Consider the following 23,848-nt stretch of genomic DNA (forward strand, 5'->3'; position numbering starts at 1 on the left):
AGACATTTCATCGGCAAGGCGAAAGGCTTACAGCGTCGGTGGCGCAAACCAGGCGGACTTAAAGTCGAACCAGCCTAGCGTATTGAGTCTTACGCCGCGCATGCTGCGCTGGCCTTCAAGCAGCAGCCAGTGATGGAACAGCGGATGCAAAACGTCTGTATCGAGCAGGCGTTTGCTCCATTCCGCCAGCGGCAATGCTTTGCGCCGCCAGCGAGCGGCATCCTTTTCCCAGTCGACAGGCAAGCAGTGATGCAGCAGCGGAATTTCGTAGAGCTGGGCGAACAGGGCGTACTCCAGCGGCAGCGTAAAGTTAACGCTGCCAAGCCAGATATCGCTCTCCGCCTCCCCCCGATGCCAGGTGTCATAATCAACCGCACGCGTTAGCAGCCGTACGTTATGCTGCGCCAGCAGCGGGCGCAGCGCGTTGGCGATGCCCTCATGTTCGACATGCTGGCTGTACCACGTCAGCGTCAGGCTTTCCAGGCCCGCCGGTTTGTCTACCGGTGTCAGATCGCGGCGGTGATGCCAGCGCGGCAGCAATCCGTAAGCGGGATACCAGTAGCGCTGGTATCCCCTGTCAGCCTGGTTCAGCAGCGCAACGGGATTAAAAAGCTGGGCGAGCCAGCGCCGGGTTGCGGCGTCGCGCCCTGTTGCCGAGCGCTGATCGAACAGCAAAAAATAGCAGCCCTCTTCCAGCCGGCTCTCCTCCGACTTCTCATCGTCTTCAGCGCCCTGCAGACGCACGCCCGAAAAAACCAGCTCGTCGCTGATCTCCGGCAGCACCCATATAGAGACATCGTCAATCAGCGCACGGAAGCCGAAGTAGTCGTCAAAGGCTTCAATTTTTAGCTGGCTCTGCTGGTTTCGCACGACGCGATAGGGGCCTGTGCCGATCGGCTGGCGGGCAAAGTCACGCATCTGTGGCCATTCGCGCGGCAGGATCATCGCGCTGACGCTGCCGAGCAGCCAGGGAAGCCAGCTGTCCGGCTCTTTAAGATGGATATCCAGCGTCCACGCAGCAGGAGAATCAACCGCGCTGATATGGGAAAAGAGCGGCTGCGGCTGGAGGCGCTGCAGCGAGGCGATCACATCGGCAATTTCCAGCTCGCGCCCGTGGTGAAAGCGGATCGCCGGGCGCAGATAGAAACGCCAGTGCAGTGGCGACAGCGACTGCCAGTGATGGGCAATATCGGCTTCGACTTCCCCGTTTTCCTCATTTATTCGCGTGAGTCCGTTAAAGATCTGGCGTGCCAGATGCGTTTCCGAACGGCGCAGCGCTGAGCCGGGCAGCAGATTAACCAGTGGCCGATAGTAGAGCACCCGCAGGATATGCTTGCCCTGGCGAAAGCTGCGGCCAAGATGGGCACGGATCATCTGGCGCACTTCCGCTTTGTCACCGACCAGTTGCACCAGCTGATCGATACGATCCTGCTCCAGCAAATCTTCCGCGCGCTGCTGCTGGAGCGCCAGGCCAGTGTAGCAAAAGGTTAGCTGCGAGCGTTTACCGCGTCCTGCTTCAGCCTGCCAGGTGAGCCAGCCTGCCTCCTGCATGGTATTAAGCAGATTGCGCATATGGCGGCGTGAGCAGTGCAGTCGCTCCGCCAGCTCGCCTAGCGTCGCCTGCTGGCTTTCACCCTGGCAGCTCTGCCACAGGCGGATGAACTGTTGTTTAAGGCGTGACGAGGACATAAAAGAGGAACTCCCTGCGAAAAGCGCTCAGTTTTTCCTGCCCTATATTAAGGGCAAAATCGGAACAACTGGAAGAGCGGGAGGCATTCTCTCTGGAATGGCGCTCAACCAGGGTTCCGCTGCGGCGGATCATTTCTGAGTAGGGTGCAATTACACCGCCAGCAGCGATTTTCCTGCTGGCTTTTTTCTGTTGCGCTAGAATCCACTCTCTTTTGTCCTGCTTTCACCATCTCAAAGGGATTTCGCTATGAAGTCGCTGTTAACCCGGAAGCGCCGTATCAATCCGGTCTTTCTCGCCTTTATGGCGGCCTCTTTTATGATCGGCGTAGCAGGGGCACTACAGGCTCCTACGCTGAGCCTGTTTCTGACGCGAGAAGTGCAGGCACGGCCATTCTGGGTTGGGCTTTTTTTTACCGTTAACGCCATCGCGGGTATCGTAGTCAGTATGCTGGTGGCGAAGCGCTCCGACAGCCGGGGCGACCGCCGGACCTTAATTCTGTTTTGCTGCCTGATGGCGCTCTGCAACGCGCTGCTGTTCGCTTTTACCCGGCACTACCTGACGCTGATTACGCTGGGCGTGCTGCTTTCAGCACTGGCCAGCGTTTCGATGCCGCAGATTTTTGCACTGGCACGGGAGTATGCCGATCAGTCTGCGCGTGAGGCCGTGATGTTCAGCTCGGTCATGCGTGCGCAGCTGTCGCTCGCCTGGGTGATTGGTCCACCGCTGTCGTTTGCGCTGGCGCTTAACTTTGGCTTCGTGACGCTGTTCCTGGTGGCCGCGGCGCTGTTTCTGATCTGTATTCTGTTGATTAAGTTTACGCTGCCGTCGGTGCCGCGGAGTGCGCCGCTGATGCAGAGTGGCGGTATGCCGCTTAGCGGCTGGCGCGACCGCGACGTACGCCTGCTGTTTATCGCGTCGGTAACCATGTGGACCTGCAACACCATGTACATTATTGATATGCCGCTCTATATCAGCGTCACACTGGGACTGCCTGAAAAGCTGGCAGGCTTGCTGATGGGGACGGCGGCGGGGCTGGAGATCCCGGTAATGCTGCTGGCCGGTCACTACGCGAAACATACTGGCAAACGGAATCTGATGCTGATTGCGCTGGCGGCGGGCATTCTGTTTTACGCCGGGCTGGTGATGTTTGCATCGCAAACGGCGCTGATGGCGCTACAGCTATTTAACGCGGTTTTTATCGGCATTATCGCCGGGATCGGCATGCTGTGGTTTCAGGATTTGATGCCGGGCAGGCCGGGCGCAGCCACCACGATGTTTACCAATTCAATCTCTACCGGCATGATTCTGGCCGGCGTGATCCAGGGAACGCTGAGTGAGCGCTTCGGCCATATTGCGGTGTACTGGCTGTCGCTGGGGCTGGCTGTGGTGGCCTTTGCTATGTCGGCGCGCGTGAAGAACGCGTAAAAAGACGCGCTGCCCTCCACCCTGAGTGGTATCTGGCGAGCGCACAGGGCAGGGGGCCATCACACTGTCGCTCAGCGCCTTCAGGCGCACTCGGCCCGCGACATAGCTGCCGCGGGACGCATTGCCCCTGGCCCAGGATACCGACGTGTTAACGCTGAGGCTGCCTGGGATCGCGCGTTGTCAGCCTTAATTCAGAAACGCGGGCTGGCGCTGTTCATAATCGGTAATCGCCGCTTCGTGCTGTAACGTCAGGCCGATGCTGTCCAGGCCATTCAGCATGCAGTGGCGACGGAAGCTGTCGATTTCGAACGCGTAAACCTTGTCACCCGCCGTCACCGTTTGCGCTTCAAGATCGACGGTAAAACGGATGCCTGGCTGTGCGGCAACCAGCTTAAACATCTCATCGACCTCTTCATCGCTCAGACGCACCGGCAGCAGCTGATTGTTAAAGCTGTTGCCGTAAAAGATGTCGGCAAAGCTGGGCGCAATGACTACATGAAAACCGAAATCGGTCAGCGCCCAGGGAGCATGCTCACGCGAAGAGCCACAGCCAAAGTTCTCACGCGCCAGCAGAATGCTGGTGCCCTGAAACTCCGGCTTGTTCAGCACAAAGCTGGCAGTGGGCACCTTGCCTGCATCGTCATCGAAGCGCCAGTCGTGAAACAGGTGAGCACCAAAGCCGGTGCGCGTCACTTTCTGCAGAAACTGCTTAGGGATAATGGCGTCGGTATCCACGTTCGCCGCGTCCAGCGGGGCAACGATGCCGGTGTGCTGTGTAAATTTTTTCGCCATGATCAGGCTCCTGTCAGTTCACGAATATCGGCAAAGTGGCCAGATACCGCGGCAGCGGCGGCCATGGCGGGGCTAACCAGATGGGTGCGGCCTCCACGGCCCTGACGACCTTCAAAGTTACGGTTGCTGGTAGAGGCACAACGCTCGCCCGGATTCAGACGGTCGTTGTTCATTGCCAGACACATTGAACAGCCCGGCAGACGCCATTCGAAACCCGCCTCCAGGAAAATTTTGTCCAGACCTTCCGCTTCCGCCTGGGCTTTGACCGGGCCAGAGCCAGGTACCACCATCGCGACAACGCCTGGTGCGACTTTGCGTCCTTTGGCGATGGCTGCGGCGGCCCGCAAATCTTCAATTCGGGAGTTGGTGCAGGACCCGATAAAGACCTTATCGATGGCAACATCGGTCAGGCGGATGCCCGGCTGTAAATTCATATAGGCCAGCGCTTTTTCGGCAGAGGCACGCTCAACCGGATCGGCGAAGGATGCAGGGTTCGGGATCAGCTGGTCGACGGCGATGACCTGACCCGGGTTCGTGCCCCAGGTGACCTGCGGCGCAATATCTTCCGCATTCAGCGTAACGACGGCATCGTAGTGCGCGCCGTCGTCTGACTTCAGGGTGCGCCAGTATTCCACGGCCTGTTCCCACTTCTCGCCCTGCGGGGCAAACTGGCGACCTTTCAGATAGTTGAAGGTAATGTCATCCGGTGCAACCAGACCTGCTTTTGCCCCCATCTCGATTGCCATGTTACACAGGGTCATCCGACCCTCCATGCTCAGCGCTTCGATAGCCGGGCCGCAAAACTCCACAACGTGACCGGTGCCGCCTGCGCTGCCGGTTTTGCCGATAATCGCCAGTACGATGTCCTTGGCGGTGATGCCGGGAGCGGCATTGCCCAGCACTTCAATCTTCATGGTTTTCGCCCGGCCCTGCTTCAGCGTCTGGGTGGCGAACACATGTTCTACTTCCGACGTGCCGATACCAAATGCCAGCGAGCCAAAGGCGCCGTGGGTCGCGGTGTGGGAGTCGCCACAGACGATGGTCATGCCGGGCAGGGTCATTCCTTGCTCTGGCCCGATAACGTGCACGATGCCCTGAAAGGGGTGATTCAAATCGTACAGCTGCACGCCAAACTCGGCGCAGTTCTTCATCAGCTCCTGCATCTGGATGCGCGCCATCTCGCCAGAGGCGTTGATGTCTTTGGTCTGAGTCGAGACGTTGTGGTCCATCGTCGCAAACGTCTTCGACGGCTGACGCACTTTACGGCCATGCGCGCGCAGTCCATCGAAGGCCTGCGGTGAGGTCACCTCATGGATCAAATGACGATCGATATAGAGCAGTGGCGTCTCGTTGGGCGCTTCGTGAACGACATGTGCATCAAATAACTTCTGATATAACGTTTTCATTGTTTTATTTTTCCTCGGCGATAAAGCGGGCAATGATGCTGCCCATCTCATCTGTGGTGACGGCGGGGCCATCACCGGCCAAATCTCGGGTGCGATAGCCTTCTTCCAGCGCGCGGCTGATGGCGCGCTCAATGCTGTCAGCCGCGGCGTCGGCATTCAGGCTGTAACGCAGCAGCAGCGACAGCGACAGGATCTGTGCGACCGGGTTAGCGATATTCTGCCCGGCGATATCGGGGGCTGAACCGCCAGCTGGCTCATACAGGCCAAAGCCTTCCTCATTCAGGCTGGCTGACGGCAGCATGCCCATTGAACCGGTGATCATCGCGCACTCGTCGGAAAGAATGTCGCCGAACAGGTTAGAGCAGAGCAGCACATCAAACTGCGACGGATCTTTAATCAGCTGCATGGTGGCGTTGTCGATGTACATATGGCTCAGCTCTACATCCGGATAGTCTTTCGCCACCTCGTTCACAATCTCGCGCCACATCACTGAGGTTTGCAGCACGTTGGCTTTATCAATTGAGGTCACTTTGCTGCGACGCTTACGCGCTGACTCAAAGGCGATGCGCGCAATGCGCTCAATCTCAAAACGGTGATAAACCTCGGTATCAAAGGCGCGCTCGTGTGGACCGCTGCCTTCGCGGCCTTTTGGCTGACCAAAATAGATACCGCCGGTCAGTTCGCGCACGCACAGAATATCGAAGCCTTTTGCCGCGATATCAGCACGCAGCGGGCAAAACGCTTCCAGACCCTGATAAAGCGCGGCCGGACGCAGGTTACTGAACAGCCTGAAGTGTTTGCGCAGCGGCAGCAGCGCACCCCGCTCTGGCTGTGCGGCCGGTGGCAGATGCTCCCACTTCGGTCCGCCAACTGAGCCAAACAGAATCGCATCGGCCTGCTCGCAGCCCGCAACGGTGGCGGCGGGCAACGGTTCGCCGTGACGGTCGATGGCAATACCGCCGACGTCATATTCGCTGGTGGTGATACGCATATCAAAGCGGTGACGAATAGCGTCCAGCACTTTCAGTGCCTGCGCCATGACTTCCGGACCAATGCCGTCGCCAGGCAATACTGCGATATGAGAGGAGGTAGACATCATTACACCGTTTCCTTCTGAAATTTGCGCTGCAGTTCTTTTTCAACTTCTTTGGCGCGCCAGATGTTGTTCAGCGCATTGACCATTGCTTTAGCGGAGGACTCGACAATATCGGTCGCCAGCCCCACGCCATGAAATTTACGGCCGTTGTAGTTCACCACGATGTCGACCTGACCCAGCGCGTTCTCGCCGTGACCTTTCGCCGTTAACTTGTAGTTCACCAGCTCAGCTTCAAAGCCGGTAATGCGGTTAATAGCCTGATAGACGGCATCCACCGGGCCGTTGCCGGTGGCGGCGTCGGCTTTAGCCTCGTCGCCACAGCGCAGCTGCACCGATGCGGTGGCCGTCACGCTGGAGCCGGTCTGCACGTTGAATTCATTCAGCTGAAAGTGCTCTGGCTCTTCATGCTGTTTGTTAATGAAGGCCAGTGCTTCCAGATCGTAATCAAACACCTGGCCTTTTTTGTCAGCCAGCTTCAGGAAAGCGTCATACAGCGCATCCAGGCTGTAGTCGTTCTCTTTGTAGCCCATCTCTTCCATACGGTGTTTTACCGCTGCGCGACCAGAACGTGACGTCAGGTTCAGCTGGATTTTATGCAGGCCGATCGATTCTGGCGTCAGGATTTCGTAGTTTTCACGGTTTTTCAGCACGCCATCCTGATGGATACCCGAGGAGTGAGCAAACGCGTTGGAGCCCACCACGGCCTTGTTGGCGGGAATCGGCATATTACAGATCTGACTCACCATCTGGCTGGTGCGGTAGATCTCCTGATGGTTGATAGCGGTATGAACATTCATGACCTGCTGACGGGTTTTAATCGCCATGATTACCTCTTCCAGCGCGCAGTTGCCGGCGCGTTCGCCCAGACCGTTCAGCGTGCCTTCTACCTGGCGCGCGCCAGCCTGCACAGCGGCCAGCGCGTTGCCGGTCGCCATACCCAGATCATCGTGGGTGTGCACAGAGAGAATGGCTTTGTCGATATTCGGTACGCGGTTGATCAGCTGGCTGAAAATGCTGGCATATTCACCCGGCAGGGTGTAGCCGACAGTATCAGGAATGTTGATGGTGGTCGCACCGGCGTTGATCGCCGCTTCGACAACGCGGCACAGATCGTCAATAGGTGTACGGCCGCCATCTTCGCAGGAAAACTCCACGTCACTGGTGTAATTTCGGGCGCGCTTGACCATATGCACGGCGCGCTCAATCACCTCTGGCAGCGTGCTACGCAGTTTGGTGGCGATATGCATCGGCGATGTGGCGATAAAGGTGTGAATACGAAAGGCCTCTGCTACGCGCAGCGCTTCGTAAGCGGCATCAATATCTTTCTCAACGCAGCGTGCCAGGCCGCAGACGCGGCTGTTTTTAATGGTGCGCGCGATGGTCTGCACGGACTCGAAATCGCCCGGGGAAGAAACCGGAAAACCCACTTCCATCACGTCAACGCCCATGCGCTCCAGCGCCAGAGCGATTTGCAGTTTTTCTTTCACACTCAGGCTGGCCTGTAAGGCCTGTTCACCGTCGCGCAGAGTGGTATCGAAAATAATGACTTGCTGGCTCATCCTGTTCATCCTTATGCGTTAACTTCGCCGTGCAACGAGCATAAAAAAACCCGCGCCAGGCGCGGGTTTTTTAACTTTCAGCAGGTTCGAATCAGTGTTTGATTCTGCCCACCAGTCTACCGCGCAAATTGAATGCGTTAAGTAGTAGACCAAGTAGGCGGAATGAATGAAACATGGATTCGAACCTCGTAAATTTTGTGCTGCACATATTGGTACTGGAATCAGGAGAGGATGTCAACCATAAGTAAAAGGGTATTTTTGTCGGCACCTTAAGAAATAAATCCTGTTGTTTACGGCCTGAATGGTGAAACCCGTCAGCAGTAATAAAATGCAGGGGATCTGGCAGGGGTAGTGCGCACTTTTCCTGGCTATCCTTTTGAAATTAAAGCTTTAATTTGCAATCTTTTAAGGGTTTTAATACGTTGTTTCTGCCGGGCAATTAGCAGGATGTCGTGCATTAGCATTATTTTGGAGTTAATCACGCCAGAAATGAATTTATCAGGAACATTGTGAGCTAATGAACCGGGAATAAACTTTTTGTTATTTCTTATAACCGGCTGCATATGATTTCTTATCCAGCATTTTATGCTGCCTTGATTCCGTTGAATTAGATAATTCCTCGCAGAGTTAACTTATCGCGTAGAGGCTTTAAAGCCGATTTAACGATAAGCGACGCGTCTGACGTTTGCCTGTCAGGTTTTCTACGGTTATGGTAATCGACCAACTCTTAAAACAATCAACCAAGCAGATTTCTCTGTATCTGGATGCCGGAAATGCGTTTCGGCGTCTGCGCATAAACATAAGGTTTTGATCTTAACTGGCGAATGTGGGGCAGGATGCCAGTGACGCGCCAGAACAGCGAGCGTCAGTGGATTCCGTTCCTCAAGCCTGGAGGCAGAAGATGGAGATGTTGTCAGGAGCCGAGATGGTCGTCCGTTCGTTGATCGATCAGGGCGTAAAACAGGTATTCGGGTATCCGGGCGGGGCGGTGCTGGATATTTATGATGCACTGCAAACCGTTGGCGGTATCGACCACGTACTGGTGCGCCATGAACAGGGTGCGGTGCATATGGCCGACGGGCTGGCACGCGCAACGGGTGAGGTGGGCGTCGTGCTGGTGACGTCCGGGCCTGGCGCAACCAATGCGATCACCGGTATTGCGACCGCCTATATGGATTCGATTCCGCTGGTCATTTTATCAGGCCAGGTTCCTTCCTCGCTGATTGGCTATGACGCCTTTCAGGAGTGCGACATGGTTGGGATTTCTCGTCCGGTGGTGAAGCACAGCTTTCTGGTAAAAAGCACCGAAGAGATTCCAACCGTGCTGAAGAAAGCATTCTGGCTGGCTGCCAGCGGTCGCCCCGGCCCGGTGGTTATCGATCTGCCGAAAGATATTCTCAACCCGGCCAACAAGCTGCCGTACCACTATCCAGACGCTGTCAGCATGCGCTCCTACAATCCCACCATTCAGGGGCACAAGGGGCAAATCAAACGCGCCCTGAACACGCTGCTGGCGGCGCATAAGCCGGTTATTTACGCCGGTGGCGGGGCGATTACCTCGGCATGTGAAGCTGAGCTGCTGCAGCTGGCCGAGACGCTGAATATTCCGGTGACCACCTCGCTGATGGGACTGGGGGCGTTCCCTGGTACCCACCGGCAGGCGGTAGGAATGCTGGGCATGCACGGCACCTATGAAGCGAATATGACCATGCATAACGCCGACCTGATTTTTGCAGTGGGCGTGCGTTTTGACGATCGCACCACCAATAACCTGGCAAAATATTGTCCAAACGCCACGGTGCTGCATATCGATATCGATCCGACCTCCATCTCGAAAACCGTCGCGGCGGATATTCCCATCGTTGGCGATGCGAAGCAGACGCTACAGCAGATGCTGGAGCTGCTGACTCAAACCGAGGCGAAGCAGGAACTCGACAGCCTGCGCGACTGGTGGCAGAGCATTGAAGGCTGGCGTAGCCGTAAATGTCTGTCATTCGATCGCAGCAGTGAGGCGATTAAGCCGCAGGCGGTGATCGAAACTATCTGGCGACTCACCCAGGGGGACGCCTATGTTACGTCGGATGTGGGTCAGCATCAGATGTTCGCCGCGCTCTACTATCCCTTTGATAAACCGCGCCGCTGGATTAACTCTGGCGGGCTGGGCACCATGGGCTTCGGTCTGCCGGCTGCGCTGGGCGTGAAGATGGCGCTGCCGGAAGAAACCGTCATCTGTGTCACCGGCGACGGCAGTATTCAGATGAATATTCAGGAGCTCTCCACTGCGCTTCAGTACGATTTGCCAGTGCTGGTGCTGAATCTCAACAACCGCTTCCTTGGCATGGTGAAGCAGTGGCAGGACATGATCTATTCAGGCCGCCATTCGCAGTCTTATATGGAGTCGCTGCCTGATTTTGTGCGTCTTGCCGAGGCATATGGCCACGTTGGCATCGCCATCCAGCACCCGTCTGAACTGGAAGAGAAGTTGCAGCTGGCGCTGGATACCCTGGCGAAAGGGCGCCTGGTCTTTGTCGATGTCACGGTCGATGGAAGCGAGCACGTCTACCCGATGCAGATCCGTGGCGGAGCGATGGATGAGATGTGGCTAAGCAAAACGGAGAGGACTTAATTATGCGTCGTATTTTATCGGTTCTGCTGGAAAACGAATCCGGCGCATTGTCTCGGGTAGTGGGGCTCTTTTCCCAGCGCGGCTACAACATCGAAAGCCTTACCGTAGCGCCAACGGATGATCCTACGCTGTCACGCATGACTATCCAGACGGTCGGCGATGAAAAGGTGCTGGAACAGATAGAGAAGCAGCTGCACAAGCTGGTTGATGTGCTGCGCGTAACCGAACTGGGGCAGGGCGCTTACGTTGAACGTGAAATTATGCTGGTCAAGTTGCAGGCCACTGGCTACGGTCGTGAAGAGGTGAAGCGCAGCGCGGAAATTTTCCGCGGTCAGATCATTGATGTGACGCCCACGCTGTACACGGTTCAGCTGGCGGGGACCAGTGACAAACTGGATGCCTTCCTTAATTCAGTGCGTGAAGTTGCCGAGATTGTTGAAGTCGCACGTTCCGGCATCGTTGGTGTCTCGCGCGGCGATCGCATTATGCGCTAATCACGGCAGGTTATTGTTGCTAACCCGGCGTAATGCCGGGTTTTTTTTATTTTATGCGTTAACCACTGTTCAGCAAGAAAAGCGGTTGCTCAGCGCGGTTTTCTGCTGTTAGATGTGACAAACAGGTTACCCTTAGCTTAGTTGCGGTCATCGGCAGCAACTCAGCTTGCCGTGAAGTAATGGAGCTATCGTGAAACTGGATGAAATCGCGCGCCTGGCGGGTGTGTCGCGCACCACGGCCAGCTATGTTATCAATGGTAAAGCACGGCAGTATCGTGTCAGCGAAAAAACCGTCGAGAAAGTGATGGCGGTGGTGCGTGAGCATAACTACCATCCTAACGCGGTAGCAGCTGGCCTGCGTGCTGGACGTACGCGCTCTATCGGTCTGGTGATCCCCGATCTGGAAAACACCAGCTATACCCGCATCGCGAATTATCTGGAACGTCAGGCGCGTCAGCGTGGCTACCAGTTGCTTATCGCCTGCTCGGAAGATCAGCCGGATAATGAGATGCGCTGCATCGAGCATCTGCTGCAGCGGCAGGTAGATGCCATCATCGTTTCCACGTCGCTTCCGCCTGAACACCCTTTTTATCAGCGCTGGATCAACGATTCCCTGCCGATCATTGCGTTAGATCGCGCGCTGGATCGTGAACACTTCACCAGTGTGGTCGGTGCCGATCAGGATGACGCTTTTACGCTGGCGGCTGAATTGCGTCAGCTCCCGGTGAAAAATGTCCTGTTTCTGGGGGCGCTGCCTGAACTTTCAGTCAGCTTCCTGCGCGAAATGGGCTTCCGCGACGCCTGGAAAGAGGACACCCGGCCCATCGACTATATCTATTGCAACAGCTTCGAGCGTACGGCAGCGGCCGCGCTGTTTGAAAAGTACCTCGAGGATCATGATATGCCAGAGGCGCTTTACACCACGTCGTTTGGCCTGCTTCAGGGCGTTATGGACGTCACGCTGAAACGTGACGGGCGCCTGCCAACCGAACTGGCAATTGCCACCTTTGGCGACCACGAATTACTGGACTTTCTAGAGTGTCCGGTATTGGCTGTAGGACAGCGTCATCGTGATGTAGCAGAGCGGGTACTGGAGTTAGTCCTGGCCTCTCTTGATGAGCCCCGAAAACCGAAACCGGGATTAACTCGCATCCGTCGAAATTTATTTCGCCGCGGCCAGCTTAGCAGAAAAGTTAAATAGCAAAGGCGCGGTACCGGTGCCGCGCATTATTTTTCATCGGTTAATATCTCTAAATCCTCAGGGTAAAAAAGCGTAAATTTACGACATTTCGTCTAACAAATTAGCAACGATGTGTTTGTTAAATGTCCAGATTTCTGGCGCGTGTCTGACTCCTGTCATGCCTGGGGTGGTCATGCTCCTTTTCGGAAATCCCCTAAAATGCAGCCCTCGTCTCAGAAACAGTGACCAATATTAGCGCATGCCGTCAGGTTTATTTTTAAGCGTTTTTTTTATTGCTCTTTTTTTTAATCCATTATTCATCAGGTTATTTTAAAAATTGACCTTTTTCCCGCTTAGCTACTTTTCAATCAGTGAAATCCGCCCTTGTAAATAGTTATATTCCCGCCGCGCTTCGGCTTGACAACGATTTCATCGCCTCCGTAAACTCGTGGCGTGGTAAAAAGTGGGATAAAGTGGTGAAAATGGGTAACTGAGGGTGAGGCTGGCATGTTCCGTGGAGCAACGTTAGTCAATCTCGACAGTAAGGGGCGACTGGCCGTGCCAACGCGCTATCGCGAGACGCTGATCGGGGAATCTCAAGGGCAGATGGTGTGTACCATCGACCTTCATCAGCCATGCCTGCTGCTTTATACCCTGCCCGAATGGGAAATCATTGAAAGAAAACTGTCTCGCCTGTCCAGCATGAACCCTGTTGAGCGACGCGTACAGCGTCTGCTGCTGGGACATGCCAGTGAGTGTCAGATGGATAACGCAGGCCGTTTACTCCTGGCGAACACGCTTCGCCAGCATGCGCGCCTGACGAAAGAAGTGATGCTGGTCGGCCAGTTCAACAAGTTTGAGCTGTGGGATGAACAGACCTGGTATCAACAAGTCAAGGATGATATTGACGCAGAACAGTCGGCTCAGGAACCACTAACTGAGCGGTTGCAGGACTTGTCGCTATAGCTATGCAGGAAAATTTTAAACATACCACGGTGCTACTGGATGAGGCAGTTAACGGCCTTAACATCAGGGAAGACGGCATCTACATTGACGGCACCTTTGGTCGCGGCGGACATTCACGCTTAATTCTGTCGCAGCTGGGCGCGCAGGGGCGACTTATCGCCATCGATCGCGATCCGCAAGCTATCGCTGCAGCCGCGGAAATTGCCGATCCGCGTTTTTCCATTGTGCACGGACCCTTCTCAGCGCTGTCCGACTATGTCGAAGCGCTGGAATTAACCGGCCAGATTGATGGTGTTCTGCTTGATTTAGGCGTGTCATCGCCGCAGCTGGACGACGCCGAACGCGGTTTCTCCTTTATGCGTGACGGACCGCTGGATATGCGTATGGACCCTACGCGCGGACACTCTGCGGCTGAATGGCTGCTGAATGCGGAAGAGGCGGACATCGCCTTTGTGTTGAAGACCTATGGCGAAGAGCGTTTCGCGAAGCGCATTGCGCGCGCCATTGTTGAGCGCAACCGCGAGCAGCCCATGACACGCACCAAAGAGCTGGCCGAGGTCATTGCGGCGGCAACGCCGGTAAAAGATAAATTCAAGCATCCGGCAACGCGCAGCTTCCAGGCGATTCGTATCTGGATTAACAGCGAGCTGGAAGAGATCGAAACGGCGCTCAAAGGCGCGTTGACGGTGCTGGCCCCGGGAGGGCGTTTATCCATTATCAGCTTCCACTCGCTGGAGGATCGGCTGGTGAAGCGCTTTATGCGCGATCAAAGCCGAGGGCCACAGGTGCCTGCGGGCATTCCTATGACCGAAGCGCAGCTCAAGGCGCTGGGCGGACGTTATCTGAAGCTGCTCGGCAAAATGGTACCGGGCGAGGCTGAAATCGCTGAAAACCCCCGCGCCCGCAGTTCCGTTCTGCGCATCGCAGAGAGAACAGACGCATGATCGGCAACGAACGTCACAGCCTGCCCGCTGTTATCGGCGGCGACCTGCTGCGGTTTGGCAAAATACCGCTGATCCTGCTGGTTGCCGTCCTGGTTTCCGCGGTGGTGGTGGTGACGACGACGCATAAAACGCGTCTGCTGACCGCACAGCGCGAGCAACTGGTATTAGAGCGTGACGCGCTAGACATCGAATGGCGTAACCTGATCCTTGAAGAGAACGCGCTAGGCGATCATAGCCGGGTGGAGCGCATCGCCACCGAGAAGCTGCAGCTACGGCATGTCGATCCTTCACAGGAAAATATTGTCGTACAGAAATAAGGAACGCTAAATCGCAATGGGCGGCGCAAGCAAAACGCTGAAGTTAAAAAAACAGGAAGATAAGGCCAGCTTTGTAAGCTGGCGTTTTGCGTTGCTGTGCGGCTGTATTTTACTGGCGCTGTTTGGCCTGCTGTCGCGTGTCGCCTGGCTACAGGTGATTAGCCCCGATAAGCTGGTAAAAGAGGGCGATCTCCGCTCGCTGCGCGTGCAGGCAGTGCCTACCGCACGCGGCATGATCAGCGATCGTGCTGGTCGTCCGCTGGCGGTCAGCGTGCCGGTAAATGCTATCTGGGCCGATCCCAAAGAGCTGCACGATGCGGGTGGCGTCACCCTCGACAGCCGCTGGAAAGCGCTTGCGGACGCACTTTCCATTCCGCTCGATCAGCTGGCTACGCGCGTTAACGCCAATCCCAAAGGCCGTTTTATCTATCTTGCGCGCCAGGTTAGCCCTGCCATCAGCGACTACATCAAAAAACTGAAGTTGCCCGGTATTCACCTGCGTGAAGAGTCACGACGTTACTATCCAGCAGGTCAGGTCACCTCGCATTTGATCGGCTTTACCAATATTGACGGTCAGGGTATTGAAGGCATCGAAAAAAGCTTCGACAAGTGGCTGACCGGTGCGCCCGGCGAGCGTACGGTGCGTAAAGACCGCTATGGCCGCGTCATCGAAGACATTTCTTCCGTGGACAGCCGCGCAGCGCATAACCTGACGCTGAGCATTGACGAACGCCTGCAGGCGCTGGTCTACCGCGAGCTTAATAATGCGGTGGCGTTTAACAAAGCCGAGTCTGGCTCGGCCGTGCTGGTGGACGTTAACACCGGCGAAGTACTGGCGATGGCCAACAGCCCGGCCTATAACCCGAACAACCTCAGCAACACACCCAAAGAGATGATGCGTAACCGCGCCATCACTGACATCTTTGAGCCTGGCTCCACCGTGAAACCTATGGTGGTGATGACGGCGCTTCAGCGCGGCGTAGTACGGGAAAACAGCGTACTGAACACGGTCCCTTACCGCGTCAACGGTCATGAGATTAAAGACGTAGCACGCTATAACGAACTGACCCTTACCGGGATTTTGCAGAAGTCGAGTAACGTCGGGGTTTCACGTCTGGCGTTAGCGATGCCCTCCTCAGCGCTGGTAGAGACTTACGCGCGCTTTGGTTTGGGTAAACCGACCAATTTGGGGCTGGTCGGGGAAAGCAGTGGCTTATACCCTCAAAAACAACGGTGGTCTGACATAGAGAGGGCCACCTTCTCTTTCGGCTACGGGCTAATGGTAACGCCGTTACAGTTAGCGCGTGTCTACGCAACGATTGGCAGCTACGGCATTTATCGGCCGCTGTCGATTACCAAAGTTGATCCGCCAGTGGCAGGCGAACGCGTCTTCTCTGAATCACTGGTGAAAACCGTAGTTCATATGATGGAGAGCGTGGCGCTGCCGGGCGGGGGTGGCGTGAAAGCGGCCATTAAAGGCTATCGTATCGCGATTAAAACCGGTACGGCGAAAAAAGTCGGGCCGGATGGCCGCTACGTCAATAAATACATTGCTTATACCGCAGGCGTAGCGCCTGCCAGTCATCCTCGTTTTGCGCTGGTGGTGGTGATCAACGATCCTCAGGCCGGTAAATATTACGGTGGTGCGGTCTCCGCACCGGTATTCGGTGCCATCATGGGTGGCGTGTTGCGCACTATGAACATCGAGCCGGATGCATTGCCGACCAATGACAAAAACGAGCTGGTGACAAACCGAAGTGAGGAAAAAAGTGACAGATCGTAACCTGCGCGACTTACTGGGCCCGTGGGTGCCAGGTGCGCCGGCGCGTCCCCTGGGTGACATGACACTGGACAGCCGCAAAGCGGCATCCGGCGATCTGTTTGTGGCCGTTGCTGGCCACCATGCCGATGGGCGGCGCTTTATTCCGCAGGCCATCGCGCAGGGCGTTTCCGCCGTGATTGCCGAAGCCGAAGGCGAAGCCAGCGATGGCGATATTCGCGAAATGCACGGCGTGCCGGTCATTTATCTGGCACAACTGCCACAGCGACTCTCTGCGCTGGCTGGTCGCTTCTATGGTGAGCCGGGTGAAAAGCAGAAGCTGATTGCCGTGACCGGCACCAATGGAAAAACCACGACGACACAGCTGCTGGCGCAGTGGGCGCAGCGACTGGGCGAAACCAGCGCTGTTATGGGAACCGTGGGTAACGGCCTGCTCGGTCAACTCACCGCTACCGAAAACACCACCGGCTCAGCCGTTGAGGTGCAGCATGTATTGCACGAGCTGGCACAGCAGGGTGCCACGCTGACCGCGATGGAAGTCTCTTCGCATGGTCTGGTGCAGCACCGTGTGGCAGCTCTGCCGTTTGCGGCGGCGGTCTTTACCAACCTGAGCCGCGACCATCTCGACTATCACGGCAATATGCAGGCCTACGAATCGGCCAAGAAGCTGCTGTTCACGGAACACCAGGTCGGTGCAATGATCCTGAACGCCGATGACGAGGTCGGCCGCCGCTGGCTGGCGACGTTGCCTGATGCCGTTGCCGTTACGATGGAGAATAACCTCCAGCCCGGCTGTCACGGCCGCTGGGTAAAAGCAGATGAAGTGACTTTTCACGATAACGGCGCGCATATCCGTTTTCGCTCAAGCTGGGGCGAGGGCGAAATCAACAGCCGTCTGATGGGCGCGTTTAACGTCAGTAATCTGCTGCTGGCATTTGCCACGCTGCTGACGCTGGATTATCCCCTTGCCGATCTGTTGCAGACGGCACCACAGCTACAGCCGGTATGCGGACGCATGGAAGTCTTTAGCGCGCCGGGCAAACCCACCGTTGTGGTGGACTACGCCCACACACCCGATGCGCTGGAAAAGGCGCTGGAAGCCGCGCGATTGCACTGCCAGGGCAAGCTATGGTGCGTATTTGGCTGCGGTGGCGATCGTGATAAAGGCAAACGCCCGCTGATGGGTGCCATTGCTGAACAGTTCGCCGATGTGGTCGTTATCACTGACGATAACCCACGCAGTGAAGATCCTCAGTCTATCGTCAATGACATTCTGACCGGTTTGCTTGAACCGCATCGTGCCCGTGTAATGGCGGGACGTGCGCAAGCAGTTACTAACGCCATTTTGCAGGCGCAGCCTGAAGACATCGTACTGGTGGCGGGCAAAGGTCACGAAGATTATCAGATCGTGGGCAATCGCCGTCTGGATTATTCAGACCGCGCCACGGTTGCCGCGTTGTTAGGAGTAACGGCATGATCCCGGTTTCCCTGAAAACCCTGGCTGAAATCAGCGGTGGGACGCTGTACGGCAGCGATCTGACGCTCAGCGACGTCACCACCGATACGCGCAAAGTGACGCAGGGCAGCCTGTTTGTCGCCCTGGTGGGTGAGCGTTTTGATGCACATGACTTTGTTACGGATGCTATTGCCAACGGTGCACAGGCGCTACTGGTGAGTAAGCATTTACACGTTTCTGTGCCACAGGTCGTTGTTGCCGACACGCGTATCGCCTTTGGCAAGCTGGCTGCCTGGGTGCGCCAGCAGTCTACCGCGCGCGTCGTGGCGCTGACCGGTTCGTCTGGTAAAACCTCGGTAAAAGAGATGACGGCGGCCATTCTGCGCGAGTGCGGTGAAACGCTCTATACCGCGGGCAACCTGAATAACGACTTTGGCGTACCGATGACGTTGCTGCGACTGACGGCGGAACACCGCTATGCCGTTATTGAGCTGGGCGCTAATCATCAGGGCGAAATAGCCTATACCACTGAGCTGACGCGTCCTGAAAGCGCGCTGGTAAATAACCTCGCGGCTGCCCATCTGGAGGGCTTTGGCTCACTGGCTGGCGTGGCGAAGGCGAAAGGTGAAATCTTTAACGGCCTGCCCGCCAGCGGCACCGCCATTCTTAACGCGGACAGTAATGACTGGCCGCACTGGCAGGCAAATCTGCACGGCAAACGCGTATGGCGTTTTTCACCGCACTCTGCTGACAGCGACTTCACCGCTCGCGACGTTCGTCTGACCGTAGACGGTACGCACTTCACCATGCAGACGCCGTGCGGCGACATTGCTATCACGCTGCCGCTGCCTGGCCGTCACAACATCGCTAACGCACTGGCTGCGGCCGCGCTGGCGCTGTCGATAGATGCGCCGCTGAGTGCCATTCAGGCCGGACTGAAAAAGCTCCAGGCTGTGCCCGGGCGTCTCTTTCCGATTCGTCTCTCCGGGCATCAGTTGCTGCTGGATGACAGCTACAACGCCAATGTTGGCTCAATGACAGCCGCTGCACAGGTACTGGGTGACATGCCGGGCTATCGCGTAATGGTGGTCGGTGACATGGCGGAGCTGGGTGACGAGGCTGAACAGTGTCACCGCGAAGTGGGTCTGGCGGCTAAAGCCGCCGGCGTCGATTGCGTACTCAGCGTGGGCAGTCTGAGTGGATATATAAGTGAAAGCAGTGGGGTTGGCGAACATTTCGGCAATAAAACCGCACTGATTGAACGTTTACGGACGCTGTTGTCCGAACATCGGGAATTAACCGTTTTGATTAAAGGTTCACGAAGCGCCGCCATGGAGCAGGTCGTGCAGAACTTACAGGAGATGGGAACATGTTAGTCTGGCTGGCCGAGCATCTGGTCGCTTTTTATTCTGGCTTTAACGTCTTTTCATATCTGACGTTTCGCGCCATTGTCAGCCTGCTGACCGCGTTATTTATTTCTTTATGGATGGGGCCACGCCTGATTGCCTGGCTGCAAAAGCTTCAGATCGGCCAGGTCGTGCGTAACGACGGTCCTGAATCGCACTTCAGTAAGCGCGGTACGCCGACCATGGGCGGGATCATGATCCTGACCTCAATCACCGTATCGGTGCTGATGTGGGCCTATCCTTCCAATCCCTATGTCTGGTGCGTGCTGGTGGTGCTGGTCGGTTTCGGCATTATTGGCTTTGTCGATGATTACCGCAAAGTGGTGCGGAAAGACACGAAGGGGCTAATCGCGCGCTGGAAATATTTCTGGATGTCGGTGATCTCGCTCGGCGTAGCTTTTGCGCTCTATGTCACCGGTAAAGACACGCCCGCAACGCAGCTGGTGGTGCCCTTTTTCAAAGACATTATGCCGCAGCTGGGGCTGTTCTATGTCGTGCTGGCCTACTTTGTCATCGTCGGTACCGGCAATGCGGTTAACCTCACCGACGGTCTGGATGGTCTGGCCATTATGCCTACGGTTTTTGTCGCCGCTGGCTTTGCGCTGGTGGCCTGGGCGACCGGCAACGTGAAGTTTGCAGAGTACCTGCATATTCCCTATCTGCGTCATGCGGGTGAACTGGTGATTGTCTGCACCGCTATCGTTGGGGCAGGGCTGGGCTTCTTGTGGTTTAACACCTACCCGGCGCAGGTATTTATGGGCGACGTAGGATCGCTGGCGCTGGGTGGCGCACTCGGTACGCTGGCCGTACTGCTGCGTCAGGAGTTTTTGCTGGTGATTATGGGGGGCGTGTTTGTGGTTGAAACGCTGTCGGTGATCCTTCAGGTCGGATCGTTCAAGCTGCGCGGTCAGCGTATCTTCCGCATGGCACCGATCCACCACCACTATGAACTGAAAGGCTGGCCGGAACCGCGCGTTATCGTGCGCTTCTGGATCATTTCACTGATGCTGGTGCTTATTGGCCTGGCCACGCTGAAGGTACGGTAATTATGGCTGACTATCGGGGCAGAAAAGTGGTCATTATCGGGCTGGGCCTGACCGGGCTCTCCTGTGTTGATTTCTTTTTAGCGCATGGCGTGACGCCGCGCGTGATGGATACCCGTGTGTCCCCGCCGGGGCTGGATAAACTCCCTGAGCAGGTTGAGCGCTATACTGGCGGACTCAACAGTGACTGGCTGCTGGCGGCCGATCTGATTGTTGCCAGCCCGGGCATGGCGCTGGCGCATCCGGCACTCAGCGAGGCTGCGGAAGCTGGCATCGAGATCGTCGGCGATATCGAACTGTTCTGTCGCGAGGCACAGGCGCCGATTGTGGCGATCACCGGTTCGAACGGCAAAAGCACCGTGACAACGCTGGTGGGTGAAATGGCGCAGGCGGCGGGCTGGCAGGTTGGCGTTGGCGGCAATATTGGCCTGCCGGCGCTGACGCTGCTGAAGTCGCCGGCACAGCTCTACGTGCTGGAACTGTCCAGCTTCCAGCTGGAAACCACGTGGAGCCTGAAAGCCGCAGCAGCCACTATCCTCAACGTCACTGAAGATCATATGGATCGCTATCCACTTGGGATGCAGCAGTATCGCGCCGCCAAGCTCCGCATCTATGAAAATGCAAAAGTGTGTGTGGTAAACGCTGACGATGCGATGACCATGCCGGTGCGCGGTGTCGACGCACGCTGCGTCAGCTTTGGCATCGACATCGGTGACTATCACCTGAATCGCCAGCAGGGCACCACCTGGCTGCGCGTGAAAGGCGAAAAGGTGCTGAATACCGACGAGATGAAACTGGTTGGCCAACACAACTACACCAATGCGCTGGCCGCGCTGGCGCTGGCGGATGCCGTTGGCCTGCCGCGTGCCTCCAGCCTGGCGGCACTGACCGCTTTTACCGGTCTGGCCCATCGCTTTCAGCTGGTGCATGAGTCTAACGGTGTGCGCTGGATTAATGATTCTAAAGCCACCAACGTGGGCAGCACCGAGGCGGCGCTGAACGGCCTGCAGGTCAACGGCACGCTATGGCTGCTGCTGGGAGGCGACGGCAAGTCTGCCGATTTTTCACCGCTGGCGCGCTACGTGCAGGGTGAAAAAGTCCGCCTCTACTGCTTTGGTCGCGATGGCGATGCACTGGCAGCGCTGCGTCCTGACCGTGCAGTACGCACTGATACCCTGCAAGCGGCAATGGAGCAGATTGCGCCGCAGGTTCAGCCCGGCGATCTGGTGCTGTTATCGCCTGCCTGCGCCAGCCTTGACCAGTTCCGCAACTTTGAAGAGCGCGGCGATCGCTTTGCGCAGCTGGCGAAGGAGTTAGGCTGATGCGTATTCCTGGCGCTGGACTGATTGCCAGCTTCTCCGTTTTTATTGCCAGCCGCCTGAAAGACTGGGTGATGGGTGCGCGCGAAAGCGATGACTCTGCGCTGGTGCTGTATGACCGTACGCTGTTGTGGCTCACCTTTGGCCTCGCGATTGTGGGCTTTGTAATGGTGACTTCGGCTTCGATGCCGGTCGGTCAGCGTCTGAACGACGATCCCTTTTATTTCGCTAAACGTGATGCTTTCTACATTGCGCTGGGCCTGGGGGTGGCGCTGGTGACGCTGCGCGTGCCGATGGATTTCTGGCAGCGGTACAGCAACGCCATGCTGCTGGCATCGGTCGTGATGCTGCTTATCGTTCTGGTGGTCGGCAGCTCGGTCAACGGTGCATCACGCTGGATTGCTCTTGGTCCGCTGCGTATTCAGCCTGCGGAATTGTCGAAGCTGTCACTGTTTTGCTATCTCGCCAGCTACCTGGTGCGTAAGGTTGAGGAAGTGCGTAATAACTTCTGGGGCTTCTGCAAACCAATGGGCGTAATGGTCGTGCTGGCAGTGCTGCTGCTGGCGCAGCCAGACCTCGGCACCGTGGTCGTACTCTTTGTCACTACGCTGGCGATGTTATTCCTGGCGGGCGCAAAACTCTGGCAGTTCCTGGCGATCATCGGCTCGGGCATTTTCGCTGTCGTGCTGCTGATTATTGCCGAGCCTTATCGTATGCGCCGCGTCACCTCGTTCTGGAACCCCTGGGAAGATCCGTTCGGCAGCGGCTACCAGCTGACCCAGTCGCTGATGGCGTTTGGCCGTGGTGAATTCTGGGGCCAGGGGCTGGGAAACTCAGTACAGAAACTCGAATATCTGCCGGAAGCGCACACAGACTTTATCTTCTCCATCATTGGTGAAGAACTGGGTTATATCGGTGTGGTTTTGGCCTTGTTGATGGTATTCTTCGTGGCTTTTCGTGCGATGTCGATTGGCCGTCGCGCGCTGGAAATTGACCAACGTTTTTCTGGCTTCCTCGCCTGTTCAATCGGCGTGTGGTTTAGCTTCCAGGCGCTGGTTAACGTTGGCGCGGCGGCGGGTATGCTGCCGACAAAAGGCCTGACGCTGCCGTTAATCAGTTACGGAGGGTCCAGTTTGCTGATTATGTCGACCGCTATCGTCTTTTTGCTGCGTATTGATTATGAAACGCGCCTGACTAAAGCGCAGGCGTTTACCCGAGGTGCCCGATGAGTGGGAAGCGTTTGATGGTGATGGCGGGTGGAACGGGTGGACATGTCTTCCCCGGTCTGGCCGTTGCCCATCATCTGATGGAACAGGGATGGCAGGTTCGCTGGCTCGGCACGGCTGACCGTATGGAAGCGGATCTGGTACCGAAGCATGGCATTGAGATTGACTTTATTCGCATCAGCGGGCTACGCGGCAAAGGTGTGAAAGCGCTGCTGCTGGCCCCGATGCGCATCTTCAATGCCTGGCGTCAGGCTCGTACCATCATGCGGGCCTGGAAGCCGGACGTGGTGCTGGGGATGGGCGGTTACGTCTCTGGCCCGGGTGGCCTGGCGGCCTGGAGTTGCGGTATCCCGGTGGTGTTGCACGAACAGAACGGCATTGCCGGCCTGACAAACAAGTGGCTGGCGAAGATTGCCAGCAAAGTGATGCAGGCGTTTCCCGGGGCCTTTCCTCATGCTGAGGTCGTCGGCAATCCGGTACGCACCGATGTGCTGGCGCTGCCGCTGCCGCAAGCGCGTATGGCGAACCGCAGCGGAGCGATCCGTGTGCTGGTTATCGGCGGAAGCCAGGGCGCGCGGGTGCTCAACCAGACGCTGCCGCAGGTCGCTGCCGCACTGGGCGACAGCATAACGCTGTGGCACCAGACCGGGAAAGGGGCACAGCAGCAAGTGACTCAGGCTTATCAGCAGGCTGGCCAGCCACAGCATAAAGTCACGGAATTTATTGACGATATGGCAGCGGCCTACGCCTGGGCTGATGTCGTGGTTTGTCGCTCGGGGGCGTTGACCGTCAGTGAAATCGCCGCAGCGGGTTTACCGGCTATCTTCGTGCCTTTCCAGCATAAAGATCGTCAGCAGTACTGGAACGCGCTGCCGCTGGAAAAAGCGGGCGCCGCCAAAATTTTTGAGCAGCCGCAGTTTACTGCGGATGCCGTAGCGGAGACGCTGCGCCACTGGGATCGCTCTGTGCTGCTGAGCATGGCGGAAAAAGCCCGTCAGGTAGCGATCCCCGATGCAACTGAACGGGTTGCACAGGAAGTGGCGCGTACCGCCAAGTGAATAATCGGGTCAGCATGGCTGACCTGTGCCGTCAGGGCACGGATATAAGATGACAGGTAACTGAG

Annotated in this window: 19 protein-coding genes; 14 read left to right on the forward strand and 5 right to left on the reverse strand. The window is 56.8% G+C overall.

The window, feature by feature from the left end:
• Positions 1-27: 27 nt before the first annotated feature.
• A complete protein-coding gene (gene sgrR, locus HP564_RS17175) occupies positions 28-1,689 on the reverse strand; it encodes an HTH-type transcriptional regulator SgrR (protein WP_371245045.1) in 1,662 nt (553 codons plus the stop codon).
• A 247-nt stretch (positions 1,690-1,936) separates the two neighbouring features.
• On the opposite strand from sgrR, the gene HP564_RS17180 reads away from it, so the two are divergent.
• Positions 1,937-3,115, forward strand: coding sequence for an MFS transporter (locus HP564_RS17180; protein WP_371245046.1), 1,179 nt, complete (start codon positions 1,937-1,939; stop codon positions 3,113-3,115).
• A gap of 186 nt (positions 3,116-3,301) precedes the next feature.
• Here HP564_RS17180 and leuD read toward each other — a convergent pair whose 3' ends face one another.
• From leuD to leuA, 4 genes are read right to left on the reverse strand one after another with little or no spacing between them, the layout of a single operon-like run.
• A complete protein-coding gene (gene leuD / locus HP564_RS17185; protein WP_371245047.1) occupies positions 3,302-3,907 on the reverse strand; it encodes a 3-isopropylmalate dehydratase small subunit in 606 nt (201 codons plus the stop codon).
• A 2-nt stretch (positions 3,908-3,909) separates the two neighbouring features.
• The gene (gene leuC / locus HP564_RS17190) at positions 3,910-5,313 is read right to left on the reverse strand and encodes a 3-isopropylmalate dehydratase large subunit (RefSeq protein WP_371245048.1); all 1,404 of its coding nucleotides are present in this window, start codon (positions 5,311-5,313) and stop codon (positions 3,910-3,912) included.
• A gap of 4 nt (positions 5,314-5,317) precedes the next feature.
• On the reverse strand, positions 5,318-6,409 hold the full coding sequence (leuB, locus tag HP564_RS17195; protein WP_371245156.1) for a 3-isopropylmalate dehydrogenase: 1,092 nt from the start codon (positions 6,407-6,409) through the stop codon (positions 5,318-5,320).
• 2 nt (positions 6,410-6,411) lie between these two features.
• Positions 6,412-7,968 (reverse strand): 2-isopropylmalate synthase, encoded by a 1,557-nt coding sequence (gene leuA, locus HP564_RS17200; RefSeq protein ID WP_371245049.1) that lies wholly within the window; start codon positions 7,966-7,968, stop codon positions 6,412-6,414.
• A gap of 901 nt (positions 7,969-8,869) precedes the next feature.
• Here leuA and ilvI point away from each other — a divergent pair.
• From ilvI to murG, 13 genes are all read left to right on the forward strand, one after another.
• Complete coding sequence (ilvI, locus tag HP564_RS17205) at positions 8,870-10,594, forward strand: acetolactate synthase 3 large subunit (RefSeq protein WP_371245050.1); 1,725 nt, start codon at positions 8,870-8,872, stop codon at positions 10,592-10,594.
• Positions 10,595-10,596: 2 nt separating this feature from the next.
• The gene (gene ilvN, locus HP564_RS17210; protein WP_371245051.1) at positions 10,597-11,088 is read left to right on the forward strand and encodes an acetolactate synthase small subunit; all 492 of its coding nucleotides are present in this window, start codon (positions 10,597-10,599) and stop codon (positions 11,086-11,088) included.
• 190 nt (positions 11,089-11,278) lie between these two features.
• Positions 11,279-12,289 (forward strand): catabolite repressor/activator, encoded by a 1,011-nt coding sequence (gene cra, locus HP564_RS17215; protein ID WP_371245052.1) that lies wholly within the window; start codon positions 11,279-11,281, stop codon positions 12,287-12,289.
• 486 nt (positions 12,290-12,775) lie between these two features.
• Positions 12,776-13,234, forward strand: coding sequence for a division/cell wall cluster transcriptional repressor MraZ (gene mraZ / locus HP564_RS17220; RefSeq protein ID WP_371245053.1), 459 nt, complete (start codon positions 12,776-12,778; stop codon positions 13,232-13,234).
• Positions 13,235-13,236: 2 nt separating this feature from the next.
• Positions 13,237-14,178, forward strand: a complete 942-nt coding sequence (rsmH, locus tag HP564_RS17225) for a 16S rRNA (cytosine(1402)-N(4))-methyltransferase RsmH (RefSeq protein WP_371245054.1) — start codon at positions 13,237-13,239, stop codon at positions 14,176-14,178.
• The gene (gene ftsL, locus HP564_RS17230) at positions 14,175-14,495 is read left to right on the forward strand and encodes a cell division protein FtsL (protein ID WP_371245055.1); all 321 of its coding nucleotides are present in this window, start codon (positions 14,175-14,177) and stop codon (positions 14,493-14,495) included. Before rsmH ends, ftsL begins: the two co-directional genes overlap by 4 nt.
• A gap of 16 nt (positions 14,496-14,511) precedes the next feature.
• Positions 14,512-16,278: a peptidoglycan glycosyltransferase FtsI gene (locus HP564_RS17235; protein WP_371245056.1), complete on the forward strand. Its 1,767-nt coding sequence runs from the start codon at positions 14,512-14,514 to the stop codon at positions 16,276-16,278.
• Positions 16,265-17,752, forward strand: coding sequence for a UDP-N-acetylmuramoyl-L-alanyl-D-glutamate--2,6-diaminopimelate ligase (gene murE / locus HP564_RS17240; protein WP_371245057.1), 1,488 nt, complete (start codon positions 16,265-16,267; stop codon positions 17,750-17,752). Before HP564_RS17235 ends, murE begins: the two co-directional genes overlap by 14 nt.
• Complete coding sequence (murF, locus tag HP564_RS17245; RefSeq protein WP_371245058.1) at positions 17,749-19,107, forward strand: UDP-N-acetylmuramoyl-tripeptide--D-alanyl-D-alanine ligase; 1,359 nt, start codon at positions 17,749-17,751, stop codon at positions 19,105-19,107. The genes murE and murF overlap by 4 nt, the downstream gene beginning before the upstream one ends.
• Positions 19,101-20,183 (forward strand): phospho-N-acetylmuramoyl-pentapeptide-transferase, encoded by a 1,083-nt coding sequence (mraY, locus tag HP564_RS17250; protein ID WP_371245059.1) that lies wholly within the window; start codon positions 19,101-19,103, stop codon positions 20,181-20,183. The genes murF and mraY overlap by 7 nt, the downstream gene beginning before the upstream one ends.
• 2 nt (positions 20,184-20,185) lie before the next feature.
• The gene (gene murD / locus HP564_RS17255; RefSeq protein ID WP_371245060.1) at positions 20,186-21,502 is read left to right on the forward strand and encodes a UDP-N-acetylmuramoyl-L-alanine--D-glutamate ligase; all 1,317 of its coding nucleotides are present in this window, start codon (positions 20,186-20,188) and stop codon (positions 21,500-21,502) included.
• Entirely contained in the window at positions 21,502-22,728 is a 1,227-nt protein-coding gene (ftsW, locus tag HP564_RS17260) for a cell division protein FtsW (protein ID WP_371245061.1), read from the forward strand. The genes murD and ftsW overlap by 1 nt, the downstream gene beginning before the upstream one ends.
• The gene (gene murG, locus HP564_RS17265) at positions 22,725-23,783 is read left to right on the forward strand and encodes an undecaprenyldiphospho-muramoylpentapeptide beta-N-acetylglucosaminyltransferase (protein WP_371245062.1); all 1,059 of its coding nucleotides are present in this window, start codon (positions 22,725-22,727) and stop codon (positions 23,781-23,783) included. The genes ftsW and murG overlap by 4 nt, the downstream gene beginning before the upstream one ends.
• Positions 23,784-23,848 lie beyond the last annotated feature (65 nt).

Source organism: Pantoea sp. KPR_PJ (assembly GCF_041386365.1).
Taxonomy (GTDB): domain Bacteria; phylum Pseudomonadota; class Gammaproteobacteria; order Enterobacterales; family Enterobacteriaceae; genus Pantoea.

Excerpts from the sequence above, each read along its gene's own strand:
- ilvN (WP_371245051.1), top strand. The coding sequence starts at position 10,597 with ATGCGTCGTATTTTATCGGTTCTGCTGGAAAACGAATCCGGCGCATTG.
- murF (WP_371245058.1), top strand. The coding sequence starts at position 17,749 with ATGATCCCGGTTTCCCTGAAAACCCTGGCTGAAATCAGCGGTGGGACG.
- HP564_RS17180 (WP_371245046.1), top strand. The coding sequence starts at position 1,937 with ATGAAGTCGCTGTTAACCCGGAAGCGCCGTATCAATCCGGTCTTTCTC.
- leuB (WP_371245156.1), bottom strand. The coding sequence starts at position 6,409 with ATGTCTACCTCCTCTCATATCGCAGTATTGCCTGGCGACGGCATTGGT.
- rsmH (WP_371245054.1), top strand. The coding sequence starts at position 13,237 with ATGCAGGAAAATTTTAAACATACCACGGTGCTACTGGATGAGGCAGTT.
- mraY (WP_371245059.1), top strand. The coding sequence starts at position 19,101 with ATGTTAGTCTGGCTGGCCGAGCATCTGGTCGCTTTTTATTCTGGCTTT.
- HP564_RS17235 (WP_371245056.1), top strand. The coding sequence starts at position 14,512 with ATGGGCGGCGCAAGCAAAACGCTGAAGTTAAAAAAACAGGAAGATAAG.
- murD (WP_371245060.1), top strand. The coding sequence starts at position 20,186 with ATGGCTGACTATCGGGGCAGAAAAGTGGTCATTATCGGGCTGGGCCTG.
- ftsW (WP_371245061.1), top strand. The coding sequence starts at position 21,502 with ATGCGTATTCCTGGCGCTGGACTGATTGCCAGCTTCTCCGTTTTTATT.
- sgrR (WP_371245045.1), bottom strand. The coding sequence starts at position 1,689 with ATGTCCTCGTCACGCCTTAAACAACAGTTCATCCGCCTGTGGCAGAGC.
- leuC (WP_371245048.1), bottom strand. The coding sequence starts at position 5,313 with ATGAAAACGTTATATCAGAAGTTATTTGATGCACATGTCGTTCACGAA.
- ilvI (WP_371245050.1), top strand. The coding sequence starts at position 8,870 with ATGGAGATGTTGTCAGGAGCCGAGATGGTCGTCCGTTCGTTGATCGAT.
- leuD (WP_371245047.1), bottom strand. The coding sequence starts at position 3,907 with ATGGCGAAAAAATTTACACAGCACACCGGCATCGTTGCCCCGCTGGAC.
- murG (WP_371245062.1), top strand. The coding sequence starts at position 22,725 with ATGAGTGGGAAGCGTTTGATGGTGATGGCGGGTGGAACGGGTGGACAT.
- mraZ (WP_371245053.1), top strand. The coding sequence starts at position 12,776 with ATGTTCCGTGGAGCAACGTTAGTCAATCTCGACAGTAAGGGGCGACTG.
- leuA (WP_371245049.1), bottom strand. The coding sequence starts at position 7,968 with ATGAGCCAGCAAGTCATTATTTTCGATACCACTCTGCGCGACGGTGAA.
- ftsL (WP_371245055.1), top strand. The coding sequence starts at position 14,175 with ATGATCGGCAACGAACGTCACAGCCTGCCCGCTGTTATCGGCGGCGAC.